At 49.4% G+C, this 21,879-nt stretch carries 16 protein-coding genes and 2 riboswitches; of the genes, 11 read left to right on the top strand and 5 right to left on the bottom strand.

Annotated features, from left to right (window positions below):
* Nucleotides 1-74: 74 nt before the first annotated feature.
* Together hrpB and ACWHX8_RS12395 are read right to left on the bottom strand one after the other, a co-directional pair.
* Nucleotides 75-2,591 (bottom strand): ATP-dependent helicase HrpB, encoded by a 2,517-nt coding sequence (gene hrpB, locus ACWHX8_RS12400; RefSeq protein ID WP_447968441.1) that lies wholly within the window; start codon nt 2,589-2,591, stop codon nt 75-77.
* 194 nt (nt 2,592-2,785) lie between these two features.
* Nucleotides 2,786-3,235 carry a DUF3015 family protein gene (locus ACWHX8_RS12395; protein ID WP_447968440.1) on the bottom strand — a complete coding sequence of 150 codons (450 nt, stop codon included), beginning with the start codon at nt 3,233-3,235 and terminating at the stop codon, nt 2,786-2,788.
* 313 nt (nt 3,236-3,548) lie between these two features.
* Here ACWHX8_RS12395 and ACWHX8_RS12390 point away from each other — a divergent pair, with 313 nt between their 5' ends.
* Entirely contained in the window at nt 3,549-4,940 is a 1,392-nt protein-coding gene (locus ACWHX8_RS12390; protein ID WP_447968439.1) for a diguanylate cyclase domain-containing protein, read from the top strand.
* Between the two features lie 105 nt (nt 4,941-5,045).
* Here ACWHX8_RS12390 and ACWHX8_RS12385 read toward each other — a convergent pair whose 3' ends face one another.
* Together ACWHX8_RS12385 and ACWHX8_RS12380 are read right to left on the bottom strand one after the other, a co-directional pair.
* On the bottom strand, nt 5,046-5,441 hold the full coding sequence (locus ACWHX8_RS12385; protein WP_447968438.1) for a hypothetical protein: 396 nt from the start codon (nt 5,439-5,441) through the stop codon (nt 5,046-5,048).
* Nucleotides 5,438-6,223 (bottom strand): transporter substrate-binding domain-containing protein, encoded by a 786-nt coding sequence (locus ACWHX8_RS12380; RefSeq protein WP_447968437.1) that lies wholly within the window; start codon nt 6,221-6,223, stop codon nt 5,438-5,440. The genes ACWHX8_RS12385 and ACWHX8_RS12380 overlap by 4 nt, the downstream gene beginning before the upstream one ends.
* A 211-nt stretch (nt 6,224-6,434) precedes the next feature.
* Between ACWHX8_RS12380 and ACWHX8_RS12375 the strand changes: the two genes are divergently transcribed.
* The 3 genes from ACWHX8_RS12375 to ACWHX8_RS12365 all read left to right on the top strand — a co-directional run bounded on the left by ACWHX8_RS12375 (nt 6,435) and on the right by ACWHX8_RS12365 (nt 9,105).
* Nucleotides 6,435-7,958 (top strand): cobyric acid synthase, encoded by a 1,524-nt coding sequence (locus tag ACWHX8_RS12375; RefSeq protein WP_447968436.1) that lies wholly within the window; start codon nt 6,435-6,437, stop codon nt 7,956-7,958.
* A gap of 150 nt (nt 7,959-8,108) precedes the next feature.
* Entirely contained in the window at nt 8,109-8,741 is a 633-nt protein-coding gene (locus tag ACWHX8_RS12370; RefSeq protein WP_447968435.1) for a hypothetical protein, read from the top strand.
* Complete coding sequence (locus ACWHX8_RS12365; RefSeq protein ID WP_447968434.1) at nt 8,731-9,105, top strand: SH3 domain-containing protein; 375 nt, start codon at nt 8,731-8,733, stop codon at nt 9,103-9,105. The genes ACWHX8_RS12370 and ACWHX8_RS12365 overlap by 11 nt, the downstream gene beginning before the upstream one ends.
* Before the next feature lie 51 nt (nt 9,106-9,156).
* On the opposite strand, the gene ACWHX8_RS12360 is transcribed toward ACWHX8_RS12365, so the two are convergent.
* Complete coding sequence (locus ACWHX8_RS12360; protein WP_447968433.1) at nt 9,157-9,525, bottom strand: STAS domain-containing protein; 369 nt, start codon at nt 9,523-9,525, stop codon at nt 9,157-9,159.
* Nucleotides 9,526-9,881: 356 nt separating this feature from the next.
* A riboswitch (cobalamin riboswitch) is annotated at nt 9,882-10,016 on the top strand.
* 27 nt (nt 10,017-10,043) lie between these two features.
* On the opposite strand from ACWHX8_RS12360, the gene ACWHX8_RS12355 reads away from it, so the two are divergent.
* The 7 genes from ACWHX8_RS12355 (at nt 10,044) to ACWHX8_RS12325 (ending at nt 21,870) form a co-directional block, all read left to right on the top strand.
* Complete coding sequence (locus ACWHX8_RS12355) at nt 10,044-11,105, top strand: ABC transporter substrate-binding protein (RefSeq protein ID WP_447968432.1); 1,062 nt, start codon at nt 10,044-10,046, stop codon at nt 11,103-11,105.
* Between the two features lie 70 nt (nt 11,106-11,175).
* Entirely contained in the window at nt 11,176-12,327 is a 1,152-nt protein-coding gene (locus tag ACWHX8_RS12350) for a FecCD family ABC transporter permease (protein WP_447968431.1), read from the top strand.
* Nucleotides 12,328-12,531: 204 nt separating this feature from the next.
* Entirely contained in the window at nt 12,532-13,362 is an 831-nt protein-coding gene (locus ACWHX8_RS12345) for an ABC transporter ATP-binding protein (protein WP_447968430.1), read from the top strand.
* A gap of 90 nt (nt 13,363-13,452) precedes the next feature.
* Nucleotides 13,453-13,648: riboswitch (cobalamin riboswitch) on the top strand.
* Between the two features lie 31 nt (nt 13,649-13,679).
* A complete protein-coding gene (locus ACWHX8_RS12340) occupies nt 13,680-15,692 on the top strand; it encodes a TonB-dependent receptor plug domain-containing protein (RefSeq protein WP_447968429.1) in 2,013 nt (670 codons plus the stop codon).
* Nucleotides 15,693-17,069 carry a cobyrinate a,c-diamide synthase gene (locus ACWHX8_RS12335; RefSeq protein ID WP_447968428.1) on the top strand — a complete coding sequence of 459 codons (1,377 nt, stop codon included), beginning with the start codon at nt 15,693-15,695 and terminating at the stop codon, nt 17,067-17,069.
* An 8-nt stretch (nt 17,070-17,077) separates the two neighbouring features.
* Nucleotides 17,078-21,433, top strand: a complete 4,356-nt coding sequence (locus tag ACWHX8_RS12330) for a cobaltochelatase subunit CobN (RefSeq protein ID WP_447968427.1) — start codon at nt 17,078-17,080, stop codon at nt 21,431-21,433.
* Nucleotides 21,433-21,870, top strand: a complete 438-nt coding sequence (locus tag ACWHX8_RS12325; protein WP_447968426.1) for a MotA/TolQ/ExbB proton channel family protein — start codon at nt 21,433-21,435, stop codon at nt 21,868-21,870. The genes ACWHX8_RS12330 and ACWHX8_RS12325 overlap by 1 nt, the downstream gene beginning before the upstream one ends.
* Nucleotides 21,871-21,879: the final 9 nt, after the last annotated feature.

The following is a 21,879-nucleotide window of genomic DNA, read 5'->3' as shown; positions in this document are numbered from 1 at the left end:
CTAAGCGATGATGCCGTAATAGGACGATAGTCCTCTATCACTAGCCTAGAGGGTCTGTAGCAAAAGATTCATTTTTATTTTTTCCGTAACATGTTTCTGGTCGGCTGAGCCTGTAACGGGTCATCTGGCCAATAATGCTTGGGGTAGCGACCTTTGAGTTCCTTTTTTACTTCCTGGTACGTATTCCTCCAAAAGCTGGCGAGATCTTGTGTGACTTGAATCGGACGTCGTGCTGGCGACAGAAGATGAAGCATGACCTGTCCTTTCCCATGTGCGAGCTTGGGCGTCTCTTGTAGTCCGAACAGTTCTTGTAGTCGGACCGCGAGAATGGGAATGTCGTGTGAACAATAATCCAACGAAATTCTTGACCCTGTTGGCACCGTCATATGTGTCGGGGCTTGTTGTTCAAGCACCTGTTGTTGGTTCCATGCAAGATGTGCATGTAGCGGAACATTGAGTTGCATGTTCTTGACCTCGTGCAGCCGAGACATGCCGCTCACGTACGGTGCTAACCACTGTTCTAATGTTTCCAGGAGATGCGTGTCGCTAACATCGGGCCAGCCAGATTCTTCGCTTTCTATCTTTCGAATGTAGAGCACGCGTGCTTGCCAATTCCGAAGATCTTTTGTCCATGGCAGGCAGTCGATCCCATGTTGTCTGATGCCGTGGAGTAATGCGGATGTAATGAGACTGGACGACGATTCTTGAAGTGGGCGATCTTTTATCACTAATTCGCCGAGTCGGCGTTGTCTGCGTGCCTGTACAGCCAAGCGCAGGTCATCCCATTCAACGAATTCGATGTCGTTAAAAAGGTCAGGGCACTGCTCCTCGAGTTCGTCGATGCTCACTGGGGCGACGAGAACAACTTGAGCATGAGGTTGTGTGCCGTTCAATTTGGCGCACACGACATACTCTTCTGTCGCCAGTGATTCTGATTGAAGGAATCTGGCACTTTTGCCGTTGGATAGCCGAAACTGACGGTTCTGGCGGCTTTGGCGTTGTGCGATACGGTCTGGATAGGCGAACGCGAGGAGAAGGCCAATGGAATGAGTGCTAGAATAAGAGGGACGCTTATTTGGAGAAAGTTTCAGTTGAATTTTTAACTGTTCAATTGATTTCAGGATACGTTGGTAGTTTGCCCGATCAATCGTCTGCATTTGTTTGTTGATGGCTGATGGTTGCAGAAGATCGAGTCGAAGTCGAAGGTCGGCATTTGGCTTGCCTGCATGTGTGTGAAGTATGTCGCGCTCGTTCAGAACCGTTGCGATTTCTGAGGCGAGAAGTTCCATTCCTAATTCTTGAGATTTTAAAATCATATGCGCGAGCCGTGGATGTAGGGGGAGGGTTGTCATGTGTTTGCCGTGCGGGGTGATGCGGCGTTTCTCATCAATCGCTCCCAATCCTGTCAAGAGCTGTTGGGCTTGAGCAAAGGCTCCATCCGGTGGAGGATCCAGCCAAGAAAGTGTGTGAGGATCGGTAATGCCCCATGCCGCAAGTTCGAGTGCGAAGGTCGACAGATCGGCTTCGACTATTTCTGGAGAGGTTCGTGGACGTAATCGTGATTGCTCATTGGCTGACCAAAGGCGATAGCAGGCCCCAGGTTCCAGACGTCCGGCTCTTCCACGTCGTTGCTCCGAGGAGTCTTGGGACACGGATATTGTAGCCAGCCGAGTCATACCGCTATGTGGGGCAAAACGTGGGACCCGCATGAGCCCTGAATCGATGACCACACGAATGCCTTCGATGGTCAAGCTGGTTTCGGCGATCGAGGTGGCTAATACGATTTTGCGAATGCCAGCCGGAGTCGGTTGTATCGCCTGGTCTTGTTCTTGTTGAGACAGGTTTCCGTAGAGTGGTGCAATGATAAAGTGTTTCCCTACATTGGCCGTGAGCAGCATCCGTTGGACTCGATGAATTTCTCCCGCACCGGGGAGAAAGACCAATACGTTGCCTGTTTCATGTGTGAGTACGTGTTTAATACAGGCCACGATGGCTGACTCAATTTTGGTATTGGGGGGTTGCGATAGATAGTGAGTTTCTACTGGAAAGATCTTTCCTTCGCAGGTGATGATTGGTGCATGATTCAGAAGATTTGATACAGCTTCCGTGTCCAACGTTGCCGACATCACCAGGATGCGGAGATCTTCCCGTAATACTTCCTGAGTTTGCAGGCAAAGGGTCAGCCCCAGATCGGCGTGAAGACTACGTTCATGATATTCGTCAAAGATTACGAGGTTATATGGCGTGAGTGACGGGTCAGCTTGTAACAGTCGCGTGAGAATGCCCTCTGTCACGACTTCCAGACGAGTATGTGGTCCAATTCGCGTATCCAGTCGAGTGCGGTATCCGACGGACTGCCCAACCTGTTCATCTAAACGTGAGGCTATAAATGTTGCAGCGGAACGTGCCGCTATGCGACGTGGTTCTAGCATGATCATTCGTTGATTCTGCATCCATGGTTCATTGAGCAAGGCTAGTGGGACGCAAGTTGTTTTTCCCGCGCCGGGCAATGCACTCAGCACGACATTTCGATGAGTCAGAAATGTATGTTGTAACTTGGGAATGATCGTATCAATTGGCAGGTGAGGCATCTGTTGGCTTCATGTTTGCTGGACGCCTTCGTGTCCAGCCGTTAGTGAGAAACATGAGAGAGTGGGACGATGTATTGACGGGGCATGGCATTTCGCAAAAGGGTCGATTGCCCCTTGAAAAACAAATCAAGGTTTTGAGTATGGAGTAGCAAGCCGCATAAGTGGTGGGGAAAAATAGTAAGACGAATAACTTTTCAGTCTTGGTACGGGTCAAATGTGATAACTGATGAATCTGCTTGCCGTTGTCCTTGCATGTGTGCAAGCAGGGTGGATACAGATTGTGGATGCTGTGCTGTGGCGACAAATATGTGGTGAAAGTTTTCCTGTGCTTGCGTCTGAAACAATGCCATATTCTCTTCTTGAATCTCGAGCAAGGCTCCTAATGCGGTTAGGTATTCACCCTCTCCCTGAGCCATGTCTTGTTGAAGATTACGATAATTCGTTGCAATAAACGCATTCACTTTTTCCTCTGGCTTGAGAAGTCCATCGGCGGTAAACCAGGCTCCTGGCGTGGTAGAGGAGAGAATGTTGGTGGTGGTGTCTGTCAGTGATTCGGTGGTGGCTTTTAAGGTACAGCCAGCTCCCAAGAGAAGCAAGACACTTAACGTCATACTGTTGGCAATACTACATATGTCATGGTTCATGCCCGTTTCTCCTTTTTCATGCGCCTGGGTTACTGTCCCGTATGGTGGCGATAGTTTGGGTCGAGAGTCAAGTCCTGACACAATGCCTGGGTTCTCAAATAGCTCTCGCGCGCGCTCGGGCCCGTCTATCCTTCCTGTAGAAAGGTATGGCTCCGGAATGTGCGTTGAGTCAGTCGGTAAAATATTTGGCTCATTGTTTCAGGTTTTTAGAGGTTAAGCCAATCCTCCAATATTCCGATAATTATCTAGAGAAATGTGTGAAGCTTAATGATAGTGCGTTTGCAAGACCATTACTGACATTACATCGCGATCTATGAAGCCAGCCATACCCTTCTTTAGTCCGAGTGCGACACACACCTTTAGCAGTGCTTTGCGCGTATTGATCGTAGATTCTTGTGCGCCTGATCATGCGAGACTCGGAAAAGTTTTTGAGCATCATGATGTGGCTGTTGTTCCCTGTCGTGATGGATCAGAGGCTCTTCAGTTGGTTCAAGAGCAGGCATTTGACTTTATTTGCGTGAACTTTCCTCTAGAGCAGACAACGGAAAAGCGGTTTTTCGGTGGTTTGAAGTTGTCTGAATGTAATCAGCGAACGCCGGTCTTTATTTTTACGGAACATGGGGCGCAAGCTGTACGCACGGATGTCCATGATGGGTTAGTTCAGGTATTTTCGAACCAAGACCTGAATGAATTTTTTGAGTATATCACGGGTCTTATCGGATTGATTCAAAAGAATTGTTTTTTTAAAGGCCGACTCTTGTATGTCGATGGTCATTCTTCTGCTGCGAAGTCCATGAAAGACGCGCTTCAACGTATGGGACTGACCGTGGTGCAATTTGTTTCCGCGCAATTGGCCTTTGAGGCCTTTGAACGAGAAGACTATGATTTGGTGGTCGTCGCGATAGGGGAGAAAAGTCCGTCACGCGAATTTGATTTAATCGATGCGGTTCGATCGAGTCAAAATCCTAAATCTCAATGTCCGATTTTGGTTATCGGTGGGTCCCAAAAACGTTCGTCCGTGCCGGAAGCGCTGAAAAAAGGGGCGAATGATGTTGTCGGGAAACTTGCCGTTGAAGAGGAATTACAATGTCGCGTAAGAAATCTTCTCCTCATTAAAAACCTTGCGGATAAGGTTGAGTCTCAAGAGCAAGAGCTTCGTCAGTTAGTGATGACGGATGAGTTAACCTCTCTGTTCAGTAAGCCCTACCTTCTCAATGCCGGAAGTCAGCGAGCCAATGAAGCCTATCGGCACGGGTATGCCTTGAGTCTTGTCGTGTTTGGCCTCGATCATTTTCATCTCATTAATGAGCGGTACGGGCAAAGTATTGGAGATATGGTCTTGCAAGACGTGGCTAAAATACTCAAGACCTTTTCTCGGAATGAAGATATTGTCGCGAGGACCAATGACGATGAATTTGCATTGGCGTTGCCTCACTGTAGCGAGAGTGATGCACGCGAGAAAGTCGACCGTTTGCGCAGTGTTGTGGAATCCGCGAACCCAAGCGGTATTCCAGTGACCGCGAGTTTTGGAGTTGTCAGTCTCCCGTCGAACTTTCCTTGTGATTTTGAAGATATGTTTTCTGCTGCCGACCGCGCGATGGCTCAAGCAAAAGTCGATGGACGAAATCGCGCCGTCAAAAGTGAATTAGTGCCTTCGGAGTCTGGGCTTCTCAAAGTTGTCCTCAATCAATTCGTCTCTTCATAATTATTTTCCTCACCCTGTAGACAGCCTTTCTTTTCAAGCGTTTCTGCAATCAGGCTGAACGTGACAGTTTCGTATCCTCCGTTGAACAACTGCGTCAGTTTTCAGTCATGAGGAACCGAATTCAAATATCTTGATCTGTGGTTTTTCTTCTCTGTGGATGTAATCAAAGTTTGTTGGGGCCCCAGGGCGGTATTTGGGGAAGAGTTCAATGCCCGAATGGGTTGTGCGGCTTGTGGATTTGGGGGATGGAGGAGTACGCCATTCTAGTGCAGGTCGCGGTGGTGACCGCCATGGTAATCCCGGGGATTGAGGTTTTCGCCATTCCGATGATTCGAGAATCGTCTCGGAAAAGTTTGAACGATAGGAGTCCTCATCAGGAAGGATGACATGTTGGCCTGATTGTTCAATGATACCTGCTGCAAAGAGAAGAGGGATCACGAACATGAGGCCGCAGAGGTATGGTGAGGACCATTGTGCATGGCCATCAAGGCGATCTGTCATTGCTTCACTCCAGCATCTTTTCTCCACTCTAATGATCTAAACCAATATTTATGGGCCGATGCCAACCATGTGTCGGCTTCCCGGGCGATGATCCACGCGTTCAAGAAATTAACAAAATCAGCATCGCCCTTGTTGACCGCGAACCCCGCTTTTGTTGTCAGGAGTGGTTTTGATAATGGAGTGTCTACCTTGTCCGGATGATCAAGGGCGAGAAATGTGGGGAGCGGGTTGTGCTCGATATAGCCATGGACTTTCCCGGCCGTGATAGCAAGAATGGCTTTTTGGCTTGTGAGAAACGTCTGAATCGAAGCATTCGGGAATACCCGACGAGCTAGGTTTTCCGCTACGGTGTCCGTGACGACGGCAATCGTACTGTCAGGTTGATTCAAATCCTTGAGGCTGGTAAAGGATTTGGTACGTTGGTGATTGGTGGCGAGCCCTATGCCAGACTCAACATACGGATGACTGAAATTCACCTTCAAGGCTCTTTGTGGAGTAATCACCATGCCTGCGATGATAATGTCGATATCTTTATTGAGTAGTGCAGGGAGGATGTCATGCCAAGCCAGTACGTGGAATTTTGGTGTAACCCCCATATCTTTGGTCAACTTCTTAGCGATATCTATCTCAAAGCCCACAAGCTCTCCCTGTGAATTCTTTAACGTCCAAGGAGTAAACAGCGAAACGCCGATGTCTAATTGACCTTTTTTGAGGATAGAATTAAAGGTACTGGGCTTTTCAGGGTGCGCATTGTTGGTCTTGGCCATGCTTGCTGCACTCATGGAACTGATCAATATAAGGATTAAAAAGAAAGTGCCTAATACGTGTCCCGATTGTTGGTGAATCTTCATAGTTCCGCCGTCATGGTGAAATGATTAATAGTGAACGATAGTTGAATGTACCATAAACGTTTTGAGGGTAATAGTAGAGCTTCCACGAAAGTCGAAATTCGACTTGGAGAAGACAGGACGCATTGGAGGGAACCCAAGAAGGATGAGTAATGATGGCCCTAGGGTACACACGAAGGCGTTAGCCGTGCTTGGTACGGGTTCGGATGTCGGAAAGAGTCTCGTCACGGCTGGTTTGTGTCGATTGATCTACCGATGTGGGCTCAAGGTTGCACCGTTTAAAGCGCAAAATATGTCGCTCAATTCTTTTGTGACGCTTGAAGGTGGAGAGATGGGAAGGGCGCAAGTTCTTCAGGCCGAAGCTTGCGGGCTACCGCCGCATGTGGATATGAATCCAGTTTTACTCAAACCTCAAACGGATCAACGATCGCAAGTCATCGTGCAGGGAAAGGTCTGGAACACGCAAGAAGCGCAGGAATATTTTGGGAATAAGGCGGCCTTATTTGATATCGTGAAAACCAGTTATGAACGTCTTGCACAAGACTATGAAGTGATTGTGATTGAAGGAGCCGGGAGTGCGGCGGAAATGAATTTACGCGATCGGGACATTGTGAATTGGCCGGTTGTCGAGATGGCCGATGCGTCTGTGGTGTTAGTGGCAGACATTGATCGTGGCGGGGTGTTTGCTCAAGTCATTGGGACTCTGGATCTTCTTGTCCCCAACGAACGGGAACGCGTGATAGGGATCATCATTAATAAGTTTCGGGGTGATGCGACGCTGTTTGAAGATGGAGTGACGATGATTGAAGAGCGAACGGGTGTGCCTGTGTTAGGCGTGCTTCCCTATCTTCGTCATCTTGAGCTTGATCAAGAGGATAGTGTCGAAGTTGATCGATTTCGAACAACGTCTTTTCTTGCGACAACGATCAATGTCGCGGTGTTGCTATTGCCGCATATGAGTAACTTTACGGATTTCAATCATCTGTCTGCTGAATCTGATGTTGCCCTGCGTTATGTAAGAAGTCCCAAGGAATTAGATGGAGCTGATGTGGTGATTCTTCCTGGCAGTAAGACCACAATTACAGATTTGGAATACTTGAAAAACGAAGGATTCATGCAAGCACTGACAAGGCAGCTAGACCACGGTGTTGAAATTGTGGGGATCTGTGGTGGGTTTCAAATGCTGGGTCGTCAGATAACTGATCCGCAGGGCGTTGAAGGCGGGGGCGTTATAGAGGGATTGGGTCTGTTAGAGATGATCACGACATTGACTGCCGAAAAGAAGACTGTGCAGGTAAAAGCTCATCCTTTACTTTACGATTCGTTTTTCGGTCATGTTGTTGAAGGCTATGAAATTCATATGGGCGAGACAACGGGGAATGACCTGCACCCATGTTTTCAAATCATGTCAGACACAGAGCGTGTCTTTGATGGCGCCTGTCGCGAAGACAGAAAAGTTTGGGGAACGTATATTCATGGCGTGTTTGATCAACCCGTTTTTCGCCGTATGTGGTTGAATCGAATTCGTGAACGCAAAGGGCTTTCGGTGGTTGACGTATTAGAGTCAGAAGCTGTATCGCAACGATTATCGGATGCACTCGATCGATGGGCAGACCATGTGGAAAAGCACATCAATCTTGAACCGTTGACTTCATGTCTTCGGCCTTAACGACTTTCAAGTTGTAGAGACTTGAAGAGAACGATGCTGTTGAGACACGATACTGAAGTCCATGATCACTCTGAGTCGGGACACAGATTGCCTCGGAGCGTGTGTGTCGTGAGTTAGGACATACGCGAATATTCGAAAGGGGGTAGCGATATGGCCAAGTTTGAGATTCTCCCAGGACTGACCTTCGTTGATCGTCAAGGCTGGGGAGCCAAAAGCACGTTTCCGCGTCAGGGTCACCGTGTTCCACGGAGCAAGCGTACGCATGTGATTATGCATCATACCGTCGTGTCCGATAGGAGCGATTCATCTCCGTCCGTATGGGAAACCTTGTCGGAGGTGTACCGCAATATGCGCACGTTGCAAACGATTCGTCCAGATTTGGGCAATGACGTGCCGTATAATTTCGTGGTGTATTTGATGTCCAAGAATAATGGAATCGTGGTGTGTGAAGGTCGTGGCGAAGACCGTTCCGGCGCACATACGAAAGGGCATAATACCGAGGGTATTGGCATTGCATTGGCTGGAAACTTTGACGATGGCATGGTGGCTGGAATCGATGTGGGCAAGCGAATGTATCTGCTTTCAGGGTTTTTAGGATGGCTCAAGCATGACCCCAGTCATCCGAACTATGGAACGTTTCGGGCCATGAAGCATCTTGGCTCCATGCGTCCAGCCGATCGCGCGGTCTATGTTCATCGAGATTTTAAGAGTACCGCATGTCCCGGAAAGCGTGCAATTCCACATCTATCTCAACTAGCTTTTATTCACCCCAATGACTATTAAATCGGGTGCGTGGATTTTCTGTTTCTTGCTGTTGTGCCTACTCGGGGTGTGGTGTGATATTGCCGCCGCGGAGGCTGATGGCCCGGATTATTGGGCTGTGCATGGTGTGTCGCATGGAGCTGTGCTCAATCTACGAAAAGGGCCGACGATTCAGTTTCCGGTTCTGGCTCGGATTCCTGCAGGCTATGCACATTTAGAAAACCTGAGCTGTAGTCCGGAGTTCACGATGCAGGAATGGACACGTTTCACCGAACCGGAGCGTGACTTGGCGGTCTCGTTACGATGGTGCCGTGTGAGATATGAAGAGCAGACGGGATGGGTGAAAGGCACGTACCTTCAAGAGGGCAGGCCCCCAGAGGAATGAGTTGGCCTGTCACGCGAGAGTTCGTCGATGACACTAATCTGGTTGTCAGTCCTATTCTCCTGCGTTCTGCGCGACGGGGACATTCTTCGCGAGTGCCGCAATCGCTTCCTCTTCCGTCGGATAACAGGGAAAGACCTGATCGAGCCGTGTCATTCTTAGGAGAGTCTGAACATTTTTTCTGACCTCGCAGAGGGCAAACTCACCTTGTTTTTTGCAGGCCTTGTACACGAGGGCGAAGATGCCGAGTGCACTGCTGTCTAAGACACTGACTTCTTTCATGTTCAACAACAAATGCGGTGGATCAGTTTTGAGGAGTTCTAGCACTTGCTTCTTAAATTCGTCCGCGATGACTGCGTCTAATCTGGTTTCTTCAATTGTCACAATACGAACCTGCCCAACCGTTTTCTCTTGCAGTTGCATAGCACTCCTCAGGCTAGATTTATGAGAGAGAAGACGTTCACTCCTCCGTACCCTTATGAAATCGGTCATTGACCGGCGAGACTTTAGGTCGCGGCATGGGGGGCCTAATGTGAACCTTTTCTGTCGATAATCGAACGGACAGGTAACATCAGAAACGAGTCGAGAGGCCCAGCGAGAACGAAGCCCAAGATTGACCTGATTTGGGTAGCTAGGGACTGCGCGTAATCAGCTTCCAGTAACTTTGAGCGTGATGAAGCGTTGTCCAGGATGCGAGCGCTTGGATGATGCTCTCCTGAACGAAACCCTAGAGAAACATGCCCGTTTGTGTTTGAACAAGATCAAGTTGACAATCCTGGAACTACTGGCCTACAGTCGACGGCAACATATTAAGAGTGGAAGAAGGGAAGTGGGTGCAAGTCCCACGTGGTCCCGCCGCTGTAACTGGATGCAAATCTAGAAGCCAGAATACTTCTCCATTCAAGACCTTCTTTCCCTCGTGGGCTGGGGAATGGGTGAGGATGATGAAACGGGTGCAATCCTCAGGGTCTTTCAGGCCTTGGGGATTTTTTATTTTTGTGATTCGCTATGACATTCGGCATATTCTCGCAGGACTGTTGTGTTGTGCCATGGTGTGCGGAGCGAGCGTATCGGCGGCTCTGGCTACGGATGACTCAATTATGAAACGACGTCAACAAGGAATATTAACTGGGATGCCGTTTATGGCGAACTTGGCGCCACGGACATTTCTTGATGATATGGGGCGGAAGTTATTTCTGGCTAAACATCCCACACGGATTATTTCACTGGCTCCGAGTATCACAGAGATTCTCTTTGCCATTGGTTTAAACGATGAGATTGTGGGAGTCACAGAGTTTTGCGATTATCCTCCACAGGCCAAAGAAAAGACTGTGGTCGGGTATGCACAACCCAATATCGAGTCCATTGTCGCACTGAACCCCGATCTCGTCTTAGCTCCGAAATCGTTTATGCGAGCCGATCTCCTCAGGAAACTCGAGCAGTTGAAAATTCCCACATTTATCTTAGATCCCCATACCGTTGAAGAAATTATGGCGCATATCAAATTACTTGGACGGATGGTGGGACGCTCCGATGCGGCGAATGAGCAGACGACTTCGTTGCGCAAGAAAATTGCCGAGCTATCGGAGCAACTGAAAGATCGTCGTCGTCCAAGTTTGTTGTATGTCTTAAATTCCGAACCACTCATCACGGTCGGGCCGGGGAGTTTTATCCATCATTTGATCGAGCTTGCCGGTGGTCGCAATGCGGCTGAGGAGGCGACGACGCCATATCCTCGACTGACAATGGAAGAAGTCTTGCGGCAAAACCCAGAAATTTTACTGTTTCCTGTTGGCCGGTTTGAAGGGATTCCGAAAGCCGAACAAGACCGCTGGAAGCGCTGGGATACCATCACGGCCGTAAAAGAGAATCACCTGTTTCAAGTGCAAAGCGATCTACTGAACCGGCCAGGTCCACGGATTATTGAGGGGCTCAAGCAGCTTGTTCGGTTCCTTCATCCCGAAGTGCTGCAGAATGAGACCATAAACCAACGTGATGATTAGTCTAAGGTCTGAGTTTTTTTAAGGTGCCCCTTTAGACCTTAAACGTAAAAACTTTTCTTGTGATCATATCGTGAAGCCCACATTAGAGATTCCACCCTTACCGTCCTCGCAGTCTTCAGTCGATGTCGCTGCGCCAGTTCGTTCGGAGGTTCACCGAAAACCGATTGTCTCGAATTTTCGCTCGCTCACACTCCGTCGTTGGTGTGTCTGGGTTAGTGCCTTTCTTGTGTTCGCCATGTTGGCTTTGATGGTCTGTCTGCGGTATGGAACGCAAGTCATCGAACTCCCACGCATATTCACTATTCTCGTGCAGGCCATGACGGCGGTATCTCAAGGTGGTTCGGGGGAGGACCCAACACATGTGATCCTTCTCCAAGTCCGATTGCCACGTCTTCTCTTGGCGTTCTTGGTTGGTGCCAGTTTGGCTGCGGTTGGCGTATCGCTTCAGGCACTGTTGCGTAATCCTTTGGCAGACCCATTCGTCCTCGGGATTTCCAGTGGCGCTGCGCTTGGGGCTGCTATCGCACTTTTATTTGGAGTCGGTGTGTCTATGTGGAGTTTATCGGCGTTGCCAATATGTGCGTTTCTTGGAGCGGTTATTTCATTATTGATTATTTACCGGATCGCCGCAACGCAATACGGATTTTCTATCTATACCCTGCTTTTGGCCGGGGTGGTGTTGAGCGCGGTGTTTTCCGCCCTGATCATGTTTCTGACGAGTGTGGCCGATCCGAATCGTGCCTTTGGCATGTATGCCTGGTTGATGGGATCACTGACTGGACCCGATTACCCGACGTTGGGAATTTTGGCAGTGTATCTTGGCATTGGGCTGTTGATCTTGGGGTCTCAGGCGCAGTCGCTCAATGTGTTGACGTTAGGCGAAGAGGCGGCGCGATCCCTTGGCGTGGAAGTGGAGCGAGTGAAAAAGTTGGTGTTCTTTGCCACAGCCTTGGTGACGGGAGCCGTTGTGGCGTTTAGCGGCCTGATCGGGTTTGTGGGGCTCATCGTTCCGCATGCGGTTCGTCTGGCATTGGGAGCAGATCATCGTCTTTTACTGCCGATTGCTGGGTTAACCGGCGGTATCTTTCTGATGGTGGCCGATACGGTGGCGCGAACGCTCTTTAGTCCGGCTGAGATTCCCGTCGGAGTCGTGACGGCCATCGTCGGGGGACCAGTTTTTCTTTACCTCTTAATGAATCGCCGAGCGCAGCTAGTGTCGTAGAATCAAATGATTGTGATTTTACCTAAGAATAGTCAAGTTCATTACGGAAAAATTGTTAAAGGAGCGTAATATCTTCCTTGCTACAGGGTTTCGGTTTACGACACTATAGCGAAACCAAGTAACTTCCAGCCGATTTTACATCATGTACACAGCGCAAAAACACACGTCATACAGATGGATGTATATTGGAACGGCTATAGTGACATGATGAAACTGGAGAATTCCCGTACGCCCCCTGCATTGTCTGTGCGAGGGATGACCTACCGTTATCGGTCCCGCTTTGCGAAAACCCCCGAGGCGGTCTTAACGGATGTGAACTGTTCGATTGATGCGGGGTCAATTCTCGGGATACTTGGACCCAATGGATCCGGGAAAAGTACCTTGCTCAAACTCTTGGCGGGAGTATTCTCCATCCAAGAAGGACGTATTGAGTTCTACGGGCAAGATATGCAGCGGCTCTCGCAAGCAGCCATTGCCAAAGCCGTGGCATTCGTTCCACAAGAAACGCAGCAAATTTTTCCGTTTACCATTGGCGAAATGGTTTTGATGGGTCGTTACCCACATCATACTGGTTTGGGGGGCTGGCACTGGGAAGATTCCGAGGATCTTGTGATTGCGGAACGTGCGATGCAAGATCTGGATGTCGCTCATCTGGCTGATCGACTCATTACGGATGTCTCGGGAGGTGAACGACAACGTGCAATCATTGCACGAGCGCTCGCTCAAGATCCGAAGGTGTTACTCTTGGATGAGCCGACGGCATTTTTAGATTTGCATCATCAGTTGGATATTGCCAGAATATTGCGAAGATTGAATCAAGACCGCGGACTTACGGTCGTTCTGGTCTCACATGATCTCAATCTTGCCAGTCAATATTGCGAGAGGTTGATGCTTCTGGATCGTGGGCGTATCGTGAAAAGCGGTACGCCGGAAGACGTGATCCGACCGGATGTCTTAGAGCAGGTCTATGGATGTTCGGTGTTGGTCGATCGGCATCCGCAGTCGGGGATGCCGAGAGTTTCGTTGCCGGTCTAGAATTTCGTATCTCGTATCTCGTCGTTTGTATCTCGCAAGAAAAGAACATGCATGAGAAGATTTGTTTCGCGAGATGCGTTTTTAAAACTTACAACAATAAGGAGAAGAGGTATTTAAGTAATCGCGTTGGCAGTGAAGGGGAAGCTGGTGGAAATCCAGCACGGTGCCGCCACTGTAAGCGGGAAGCAACTCTACAAACAGGTCACTGTGGATGCTACATCCATGGGAAGGCGTAGAGGCGCAACGATCCGCAAGTCAGGAGACCCAACTGTCCAATTTTCTCCATAACACCCTTCGTGCGAAAGGGAGGTGGGTTCATGTTTTCTTGCTATCATCGATCGATTATTCGTGTTTTCGTGTTTTTATCTTGGAATCTCGCCGTATTTTTTCCCACGTTTCTGTTGGCTGAAGAGGCACCGACATCGGAAGACGTTCAACAGTTAGACCCTGTTATCGTCAGTGCCACCAAAACTCCATTGCCGCTCAGTCATATCACGAGTGCAGTCGAAGTTATTACAGCAGAAGATTTTCAACGTCGAAACGATCGCACCCTTGTTGATGCACTTGGGTTGAGCCAAGGCGCAGCGATTTTTTCAACAGGCGGACCAGGGACGACGGCATCTCTTCGAATTCGGGGAGGACAGTCTGGACAGACATTGGTGCTCATTGATGGCGCTATTATTAACAGTGCCACGTTAGGGGATGCGAATCTGGGAATATTGACGACGGACAACATTGAGTCGATTACGGTGTTGCGAGGAGCCCAGAGCATGTTGTGGGGATCGGATGCTATGGGAGGTGTAGTTGATATTCGAACGAAACGGGGCAAGGGAGTCCCAGTGGCAAGAATTTTCTCTGAGTATGGGTCATTCAATTCGACTCGAGAGGGTGGAAGCCTTGCTGGACAGGTTGGACCTATAGATTTTTCTGTGGCTTTGTCGCGTTGGGATATGAGTAAATTTTCCTCGATCAATTTTCGTCGAGGTGCTGGAGAACGTGACGCGGTTAGAAATTGGCAAGGGTCTTCGTTGATCGGGGTGAATACGCCCTGGGATGGACGGTTGGAATTTGCGTTTCGATGGATTAATAATGATATCGACCTTGATAATCCGAGTACCATTGGCGGACCTTTTGATGTCTACAAAGCCAAGTCAACGAGCCGTCAGTATATCTACAGCGGGACGTATCATCAGCCAATCACAGATTGGTGGGATCAAAAGATTACGGTGTCTCAAGCCCGTGAAACCGGGATCACTCAAGCAGGGACGAATCAGCTCAGCCTCACGACAGGACTCACGAGTGTCCCACCGGATTTTGGGAATTCAGATATTCGAACGAAAAGTAATCGGCTTGAATGGCAAAGTAATTTCTATATTGGGAAACCTGTCATTGTGACGGTCGGGTATCAATTTCGTGAACAGCTTGGGAAAAACAAGGGCAGTTTTGCAGAGAAAGTTATTTCGAGTCATGCGGGCTTTGCCCAGGCGCAACTGAATCTGTTTGATCGATTTTTTGCAACAGCTGGAGTTCGTCAGGATGCGCATAATACGGCCGGGGATAAGACCACCTATCGCGTGACCGGCGGGTATTTATTGAAAGAGACGGGGACGAAATTACGAGCGAGCTATGCCACAGGTTTTCGAACGCCTGATATCAATGAACTCTTTTTCCCAAACTTTGGGAACCCTACGTTAGTCCCAGAAACTAGTCAAAATTTTGATGTGGCAATTGATCAGACGCTCTTCCAAAAACGTCTTAATATGAGTATTGGATATTTTTGGAGTCGATATCGGCAATTGATCGTCACTGCGTTTGATCCAGTCGGTTGTGCGCCGTTTACGGTATTTGGGTTTTGCGCGCAAAACATCGGAAGTGCGAGAGTGAAAGGCGTGGAAACAAGTCTAAATGTGGTCGTTGCTGAAGACTTGCCAGGTTTTAAACGTGTTAGTTTGGATGGTCAATATACTTATACCTCGACGAGAGATCTGATGACCGGCACCCGATTAGCGCGGTGGCCTGTTCACCAAGGAAGTGCGTCTCTGACATATCAGCCCACGGAGCCGTTGAGTCTGACGGGTACTGTCCGCTATGTGGGATCGAGGTTTAGTACGACAGGCAATCAACGTCCTCTCCCTGATTTTTATCTCTTCAATCTTTCAGCAACCTTCCACATGACGGACAATGTACAAATTTATACGCGTGTCGAAAATCTCGCTGATAGAAAGTATGAGGAAGTTTTATTTTACGGGACACCTGGTCGTTCAGTCTGGGGAGGTGTGCGTGTGAATTTTGAACTTCCTGTTTTCTCTGAACCTTCAACAGAAGAGTAAATGATGACCTATCCTCGATTATTGATTGCCGGTACACATAGTGGCGTGGGCAAAACGACCGTGACCTTGGCGCTTCTTGCGGCGTTCCGGGCGAAGGGGCGTTGCGTCCAGCCGTTTAAAGTTGGCCCGGACTTTATCGATCCGGGGCACCATCGCATGGCTAGCGGGCGGGATTCAAGAAATCTTGATGGGTGGATGCTCGACCATGAGACTAATCGAACGACCTTTCTGACAGCGGCTCGCGATGCGGATCTTTCAATCGTTGAAGGCATGATGGGCCTTTTTGACGGGAGTTCTGCTGTCAGTGATCGAGGCAGCGCCGTTGAGCAGGCCAAGCAGCTTGGAGTGCCTATTCTCCTAGTTGTCGATGCCAGCGCCATGGCTCGTTCAGCTGCGGCCATGGTGCATGGATATGCAACGTTTGATCCAGCCCTTCATATCAATGGTGTCCTATTTAATCGAATTAAAAGCGATGGCCATTTCCAACTTTTGAAGGATGCGGTTGAAAATGAAACGAAGGTCAACGTGGTGGGCTATCTTCGTCCGAATCCTGAACTGACGATTCCCGATCGGCATTTGGGTCTTCAAACAGCGCTTGAGGGAAAAAGTGAACAGTTTTATACAACGTTAGGGGAGTCGATAGCAGAAACAGTCGATCTGGATTTGATTGAACAGCTTGCGCAGTCAGCGCCTGAACTGACGAGTCACGAGGAGCGTGAAGCAAGAGATGTTCCGAGTCGAAAGGCGAAACGCACAATCAAGGTTGGTGTGGCCTATGATCCAGCCTTTTGTTTTTACTATCAAGACAATCTTGAAATGCTCGAGGCAGAAGGTGCAGAGCTTGTGAAGTTTTCTCCACTCAATGATGAAGAACTGCCGGATGTCGCTTTACTCTACATTGGTGGTGGCTATCCAGAAGTCCATGCCGCGCAATTGGAGCAGAATGTGTCGATGCGAAAGGCGATTCAGGAGTTTGCCTCTCACGGGAAGCCGATATATGCGGAATGTGGCGGCTTGATGTACCTGACCTCTACTCTTGTAGATTTTGATGGGCGATCACACGAAATGGTTGGTGTGATTCCTGGGGAATCAGTCATGAGTCGAACGAAGATGATACTTGGGTATCGCGAATTGACCTTGACGTGTCCTGGGATTCTAGGAGAGCAGGGCATAAAAGTTCGTGGTCATGAATTTCACTATTCATGCCTCCAAGCCAAGGGTGACCTGGAGTATGGTGGAAGGATTGTCGATTCGCAGGGACGAGATCGAGGCAGTGATGGGGTTAAGGTCAGAAACGTTATGGCTTTGTATACGCATTTACATTTTTCCAGTAATCCTCAGGTTGCATCTGCACTGCTGCAGGCTGCACGAGTTTGAGAACCACGATGACAAGTGTCGGGTATCGAATGACGATTTCCACTTGCACCGCAAGGTTCTTTCGTGTGCTGGGTGGCATGCTGTTCATTCTCATTCTGACGACGAATGTGAGTTTTGCAAAGACGCTTCTGGCTATTGTCTCGGATCGTTCGGCTGCCGATCTTGCGGCTGGGGCGGATTTCTTTCATGAGCGGTATCAATCTCATCAATTAGTGTTTCGAACGAATTTCCAACTTTCTACGATGAGTGATGCGGAAGTTCAAGCATTACTCGACCTGAGTGATGCGTTCTTGGCTGTAGCGATGTTTGGGGATGACGCAGCACGACTTCAACGTTTACTGAAAAATTACCGTTCAAAGCCCATATTCGCTATCAGTTCGTCTCCGTCTCTGGTTACGCAGTCGCGTGATCATATGGGGCTGGTCTTTCGTGGCATGAGCGCCGATGCGATTAAGGCAATTGGCGAAGCTCCACGAAAGAATCAGAGCGCCTTGGAGTGGATCAAGGAACGTTCCACGAAATTTTCCCGTCAAAAGAGTTGGATAGAAGTCAAAGCCTATTGGCATGCTCGTGGTCAAGCGAATCTTGCGAACATGATTGCTCTGATATTCAAGACGGTCGGAGTCGACATGGCTATCGATGGTGTTCGTTCTCGAGATAATGTTCGCATCTATCACCAACATGCTATGAAGCCATTAGATGAAATTGCGTTGCAACCCGAAACGCCATGGATTGCCATCCTCGATCATGATCGAGGAGATAGTAAGGGTAATATTGATCTGATCAATCAATTATGTGCGTCAGCCAGCAACGAAGCATTGGATTGTCTTGCCGTCTTTGCGATATGGGGGGAAAGTAGTACGCAAGCGTTGACGCTGATCGAAAAATTGAAAACGCATGCTCCACTGGCCGGCATTATTTCATTGCAGGATTTCGTGATTGGTGGCGGGGAGGGGCGTGCAATAGCCACCCAGGCCTTGTCGCGTCTCAACGTGCCGGTCCTCAAAGGACTTCGTCTGACTGATCGTACGCATGGTCAATGGGAACTATCGGGTGACGGACTTCCTTGGAATTCTGTCCATTATCGTATTGCGATGCCTGAAGTTCAGGGTGTCAGTCAGCCTCTCATACTGGCGACCGCTACGAAATCTTGGATCCATCAATTGACGGGTTTGCGTCTCAGTATTACCAAACCTCTTCCTGAGCAAACGACCCGGATCGTCAAGCGAGTGAGTCAGTGGTATCGGTTACGTAAGATCTCAAATGCGGAAAAGCGTGTGGCCATTGTGTATTACAATCATCCACCAGGTCGACACAACATTGGGGCTGACAATCTCGATGTCCCTGCAAGTCTTTGGCATTTGCTTACGCAGATGAAGGCGCAGGGGTATGAGACGGGAAAGCTTCCACCTGATCCCCAAGCATTATTGGACCTTATTCAGGAGCGCGGCGTGAACTTGCCAGAACAGGCAGATTCTCTACGTCGCATGTCCAAGCTGATTGCCACAGTGTCTCCGAATACCTATCGAAGCTGGTTCACTCAACTCCCGGCTCCCTTGCAAGCTGAAATGGAGTACGGTCCGTTAGGGTATCTTCACGAAAATGTGCGTAGTGCAATTGAGGCGACTGAAGGAACGCTTGCGGTGAAATTATTGGAGTCGGTCCTGGAGAACGTACGATTTGTTCTTGATGGGGCAACGCATGCCAGTCGAGATCGTGCCCACGACCTCTTAGTGCAACTGGAACACGAATATCGTAGGCTGATAAACGGAGGAACCGACTGGAGTCATGCCCAAGCGTTGATTCAGGCTATTCGTGACGCTGAAATAGAAGGCTTGAGTGGATGGGGGCCGAGCCCTGGGCGTGTGATGGTGCAAGACCAACAACTGCTTATTCCCGGCATACGATTTGGAAATGTGTTCATTGGTCCCCAGCCACCACGAGGTTGGGAATTGAACGAAGAACTGTTGCATGCCAATACGACGTTTCCTCCCACGCATCAATATCTGGCGTTTTATTCTTGGCTTCGCGAAGCGTTTCAGGCCGATGGCATCATTCATTTAGGGCGGCATTCAACCTACGAGTTTCTTCCACGCCATAGTACTGGTGTTGGTCTGTTGGACTACTCTTGGCATATCGCAGGAGACACGCCCGGCATCTATCCCTACATTGTTGATGGCGTAGGGGAGGGGATTCAGGCCAAACGCCGAGGTCTCGCGGTGATGATTAGTCATCTAACCCCACCGTTGAGTACGACAGAATTATACGATGATCTGTTGGGTCTTCGGCAATTGGTCGAAACGTTTGAGGCCGCAGATCCTGACCCTGCTTCATCTGCACGCATTCGTTCCGTGGCGGCCATTCGCGAGCGGATTGACGGATTGAATTTACGAGATGAGCTGGCCGTCAGCATGGCCGATGAATTGAGCATACGCGGCATAGGTTTTGAGGACGTTGATGATGACCTTCTCGTGCATGAAACCGGACATTATCTCACGAAGCTACAGGAAAACTATATGCCACTAGGACTCCATGTTTTTGGTAAAGATTGGACCCCGCAGGCTCTGGACACCATGATGGCCTCCATGGGGGGGGATAGTGAAAAAACATCAGAGTCTGGGTTACGACGACAGGATCTCGCAAACTCGCCGAAGGAAGAGTTGCGATCGCTGTTTAATGCTTTAGCTGGAGGCTTTGTTCAGCCGGGAAAAGGCAATGATCCGATCCGCACTCCCGAAGTCTTGCCAACTGGGCGAAACTTTCATGCGCTTGATGGCAGTCTGCTGCCTACACGCTTAGGGTTTGCCTTGGGAAAGGAACTGGCGACCAAAGCACGATTGGAGACACCAGCATCAAAAGATGGCAAAGAGGCCGTAATTCTCTGGGCATCCGATGCGGTACGTGATGAAGGGGCGATGGTGGCCTTTGGGTTGAACATGTTGGGCATTGAGCCGGTATGGAATAGCCGAGGCATCTTAACGTCGATTCGCCGAGAATTGTTGACGGACAACAGTGAACGCCGTGATGTTGTCTTTGTGACATCTGGTTTGTTTCGGGATTTATATGGAGCACAGTTGGAATGGCTGGATAAAGCCGTGTTGTTGGCGCTCGATGGGGCGAGCGAGACGATTCGACGTCAGTATCCGTCGCTTCGCTCGGCATTCGAGGCTGCGTTGGAACCGTTAGGACCATTGGCCAATGGTGGAGAGGAATCTCTTCGGCAAAACCGAGTGGCTGCCCAATGGGTGAAGGAAGCGACGGCTTTACTGGCAACGGGTGTGCTGGCGCAAGTTGCTGGACGAGAAGCCAGCCTGAGAATCTTTGGAACAGCCCCGGGGTCGTATGGGGCTGGCGTCAACACTTTAGTGGAACGTTCCGGTGCATGGGAAGACCGAAAGGAGGTGGCTCAGGCTTATATCAATCGTATGGGACATGCGTACGGGGTCGGCTATCGCGGAAAACGTATGCAAGAACAATTTCAATCGAATTTACAACAGATTGAACATACATACTTAGGACGTGCTAGCAATCTTTATGGGCTATTGGATAATAACGATGCGTTTGATTACCTGGGGGGATTGAGCCTTGCGGTCGAAAGTCTGACGGGGTCTTCCCCGCATTCCCGCATTGTGCGGCATGCCGATCCGAAAAATGCCAAATTGGTGAATTTGGATGAGGCCCTGATGACAGAACTTCGTGGGCAATTTCTCAATCCTGTCTGGTTGGGAGCCTTAATGAAACACGATTATGCTGGTGCTCGCACAATGGGGAGTGAGTTTCTTGAGTATCTGTGGGGTTGGCAAGTGACGAACCCCGAGATCATCTCAAGTGCGATGTGGGATGAGGTGAAATCGGTGTACCTGGATGATCGCTATGACCTCGGCCTCGATTCGTTTCTTGAGCAAAGTCATAACGTTCATGTCAAGACCAACATGCTGGCGGTGATGCTCGTGGCCGCGCAAAAGGGTTTTTGGAAAGCGGATGAACGAACCTTGAACGAACTGAGTGCACAACTCACCGATTTAATCATTCAACATGGGTTGCCAGGTAGTGGTCATACTCGACCAGATCATCCAGTATTTGACTGGATGGCGAATCGTCTCGACGCCGGTCAATTGAAGGGGTTGCATGAGGTGTTCGTCCGTGAACAGATTCCAGAGGTTGCTCAAGAAGAGAGTCCGACAGCGATTGCAGAGATTGAGACGGATGAGGCCTCGGCGAACACGGATGCCTCTCAACTGGAAGCGGCTAAGAATGTGGTCGATGCGGCGGTGTCGCATGTGTGGATTCTTCTGAGTCTCGCAGTTCTTCTCCTTTATCTTGGTATTCGGACAGGACGTGGTATGCGTCGGGAGAATACCTAATGTTCAGTGGCGTTACTATTACGGTCATGCATGACTTTGTGTCGGTTCTGTTGTATCCCATTATTTTTGGGTTGGGTCTTATGATGATGCTAGCGGTGTGGGAAATCGGCATCACGATTGGTGAGCGGTTTTGGGGATTGAAGGAAATTGTAACAGCCAGTGATCGCATGCATTTCGAAAAGGTTGCACGATGGCGAATCGAACGAACTGATATCTTAACCCGCGTGTCTCCAATGTTGGGGTTGATGGGAACCTTGATTCCCTTAGGGCCAGGTCTATCGGGACTAGGTCAGGGAGATCTGTCTATTCTGACAACCGCAGTCACCGTAGCATTCGATACCACAGTGTTGGGTCTATTAACGGGTATCATTGGTTTTGTGCTTGGACGAGTTCGCCGGCGTTGGTATGACGAGGTGTTGAGCGTGGTGGAGGAATGAAGAAGATAT

The organism is Nitrospira sp. M1 (genome assembly GCF_965152605.1).
This window is presented reverse-complemented; position numbering and strand designations above follow the sequence as displayed.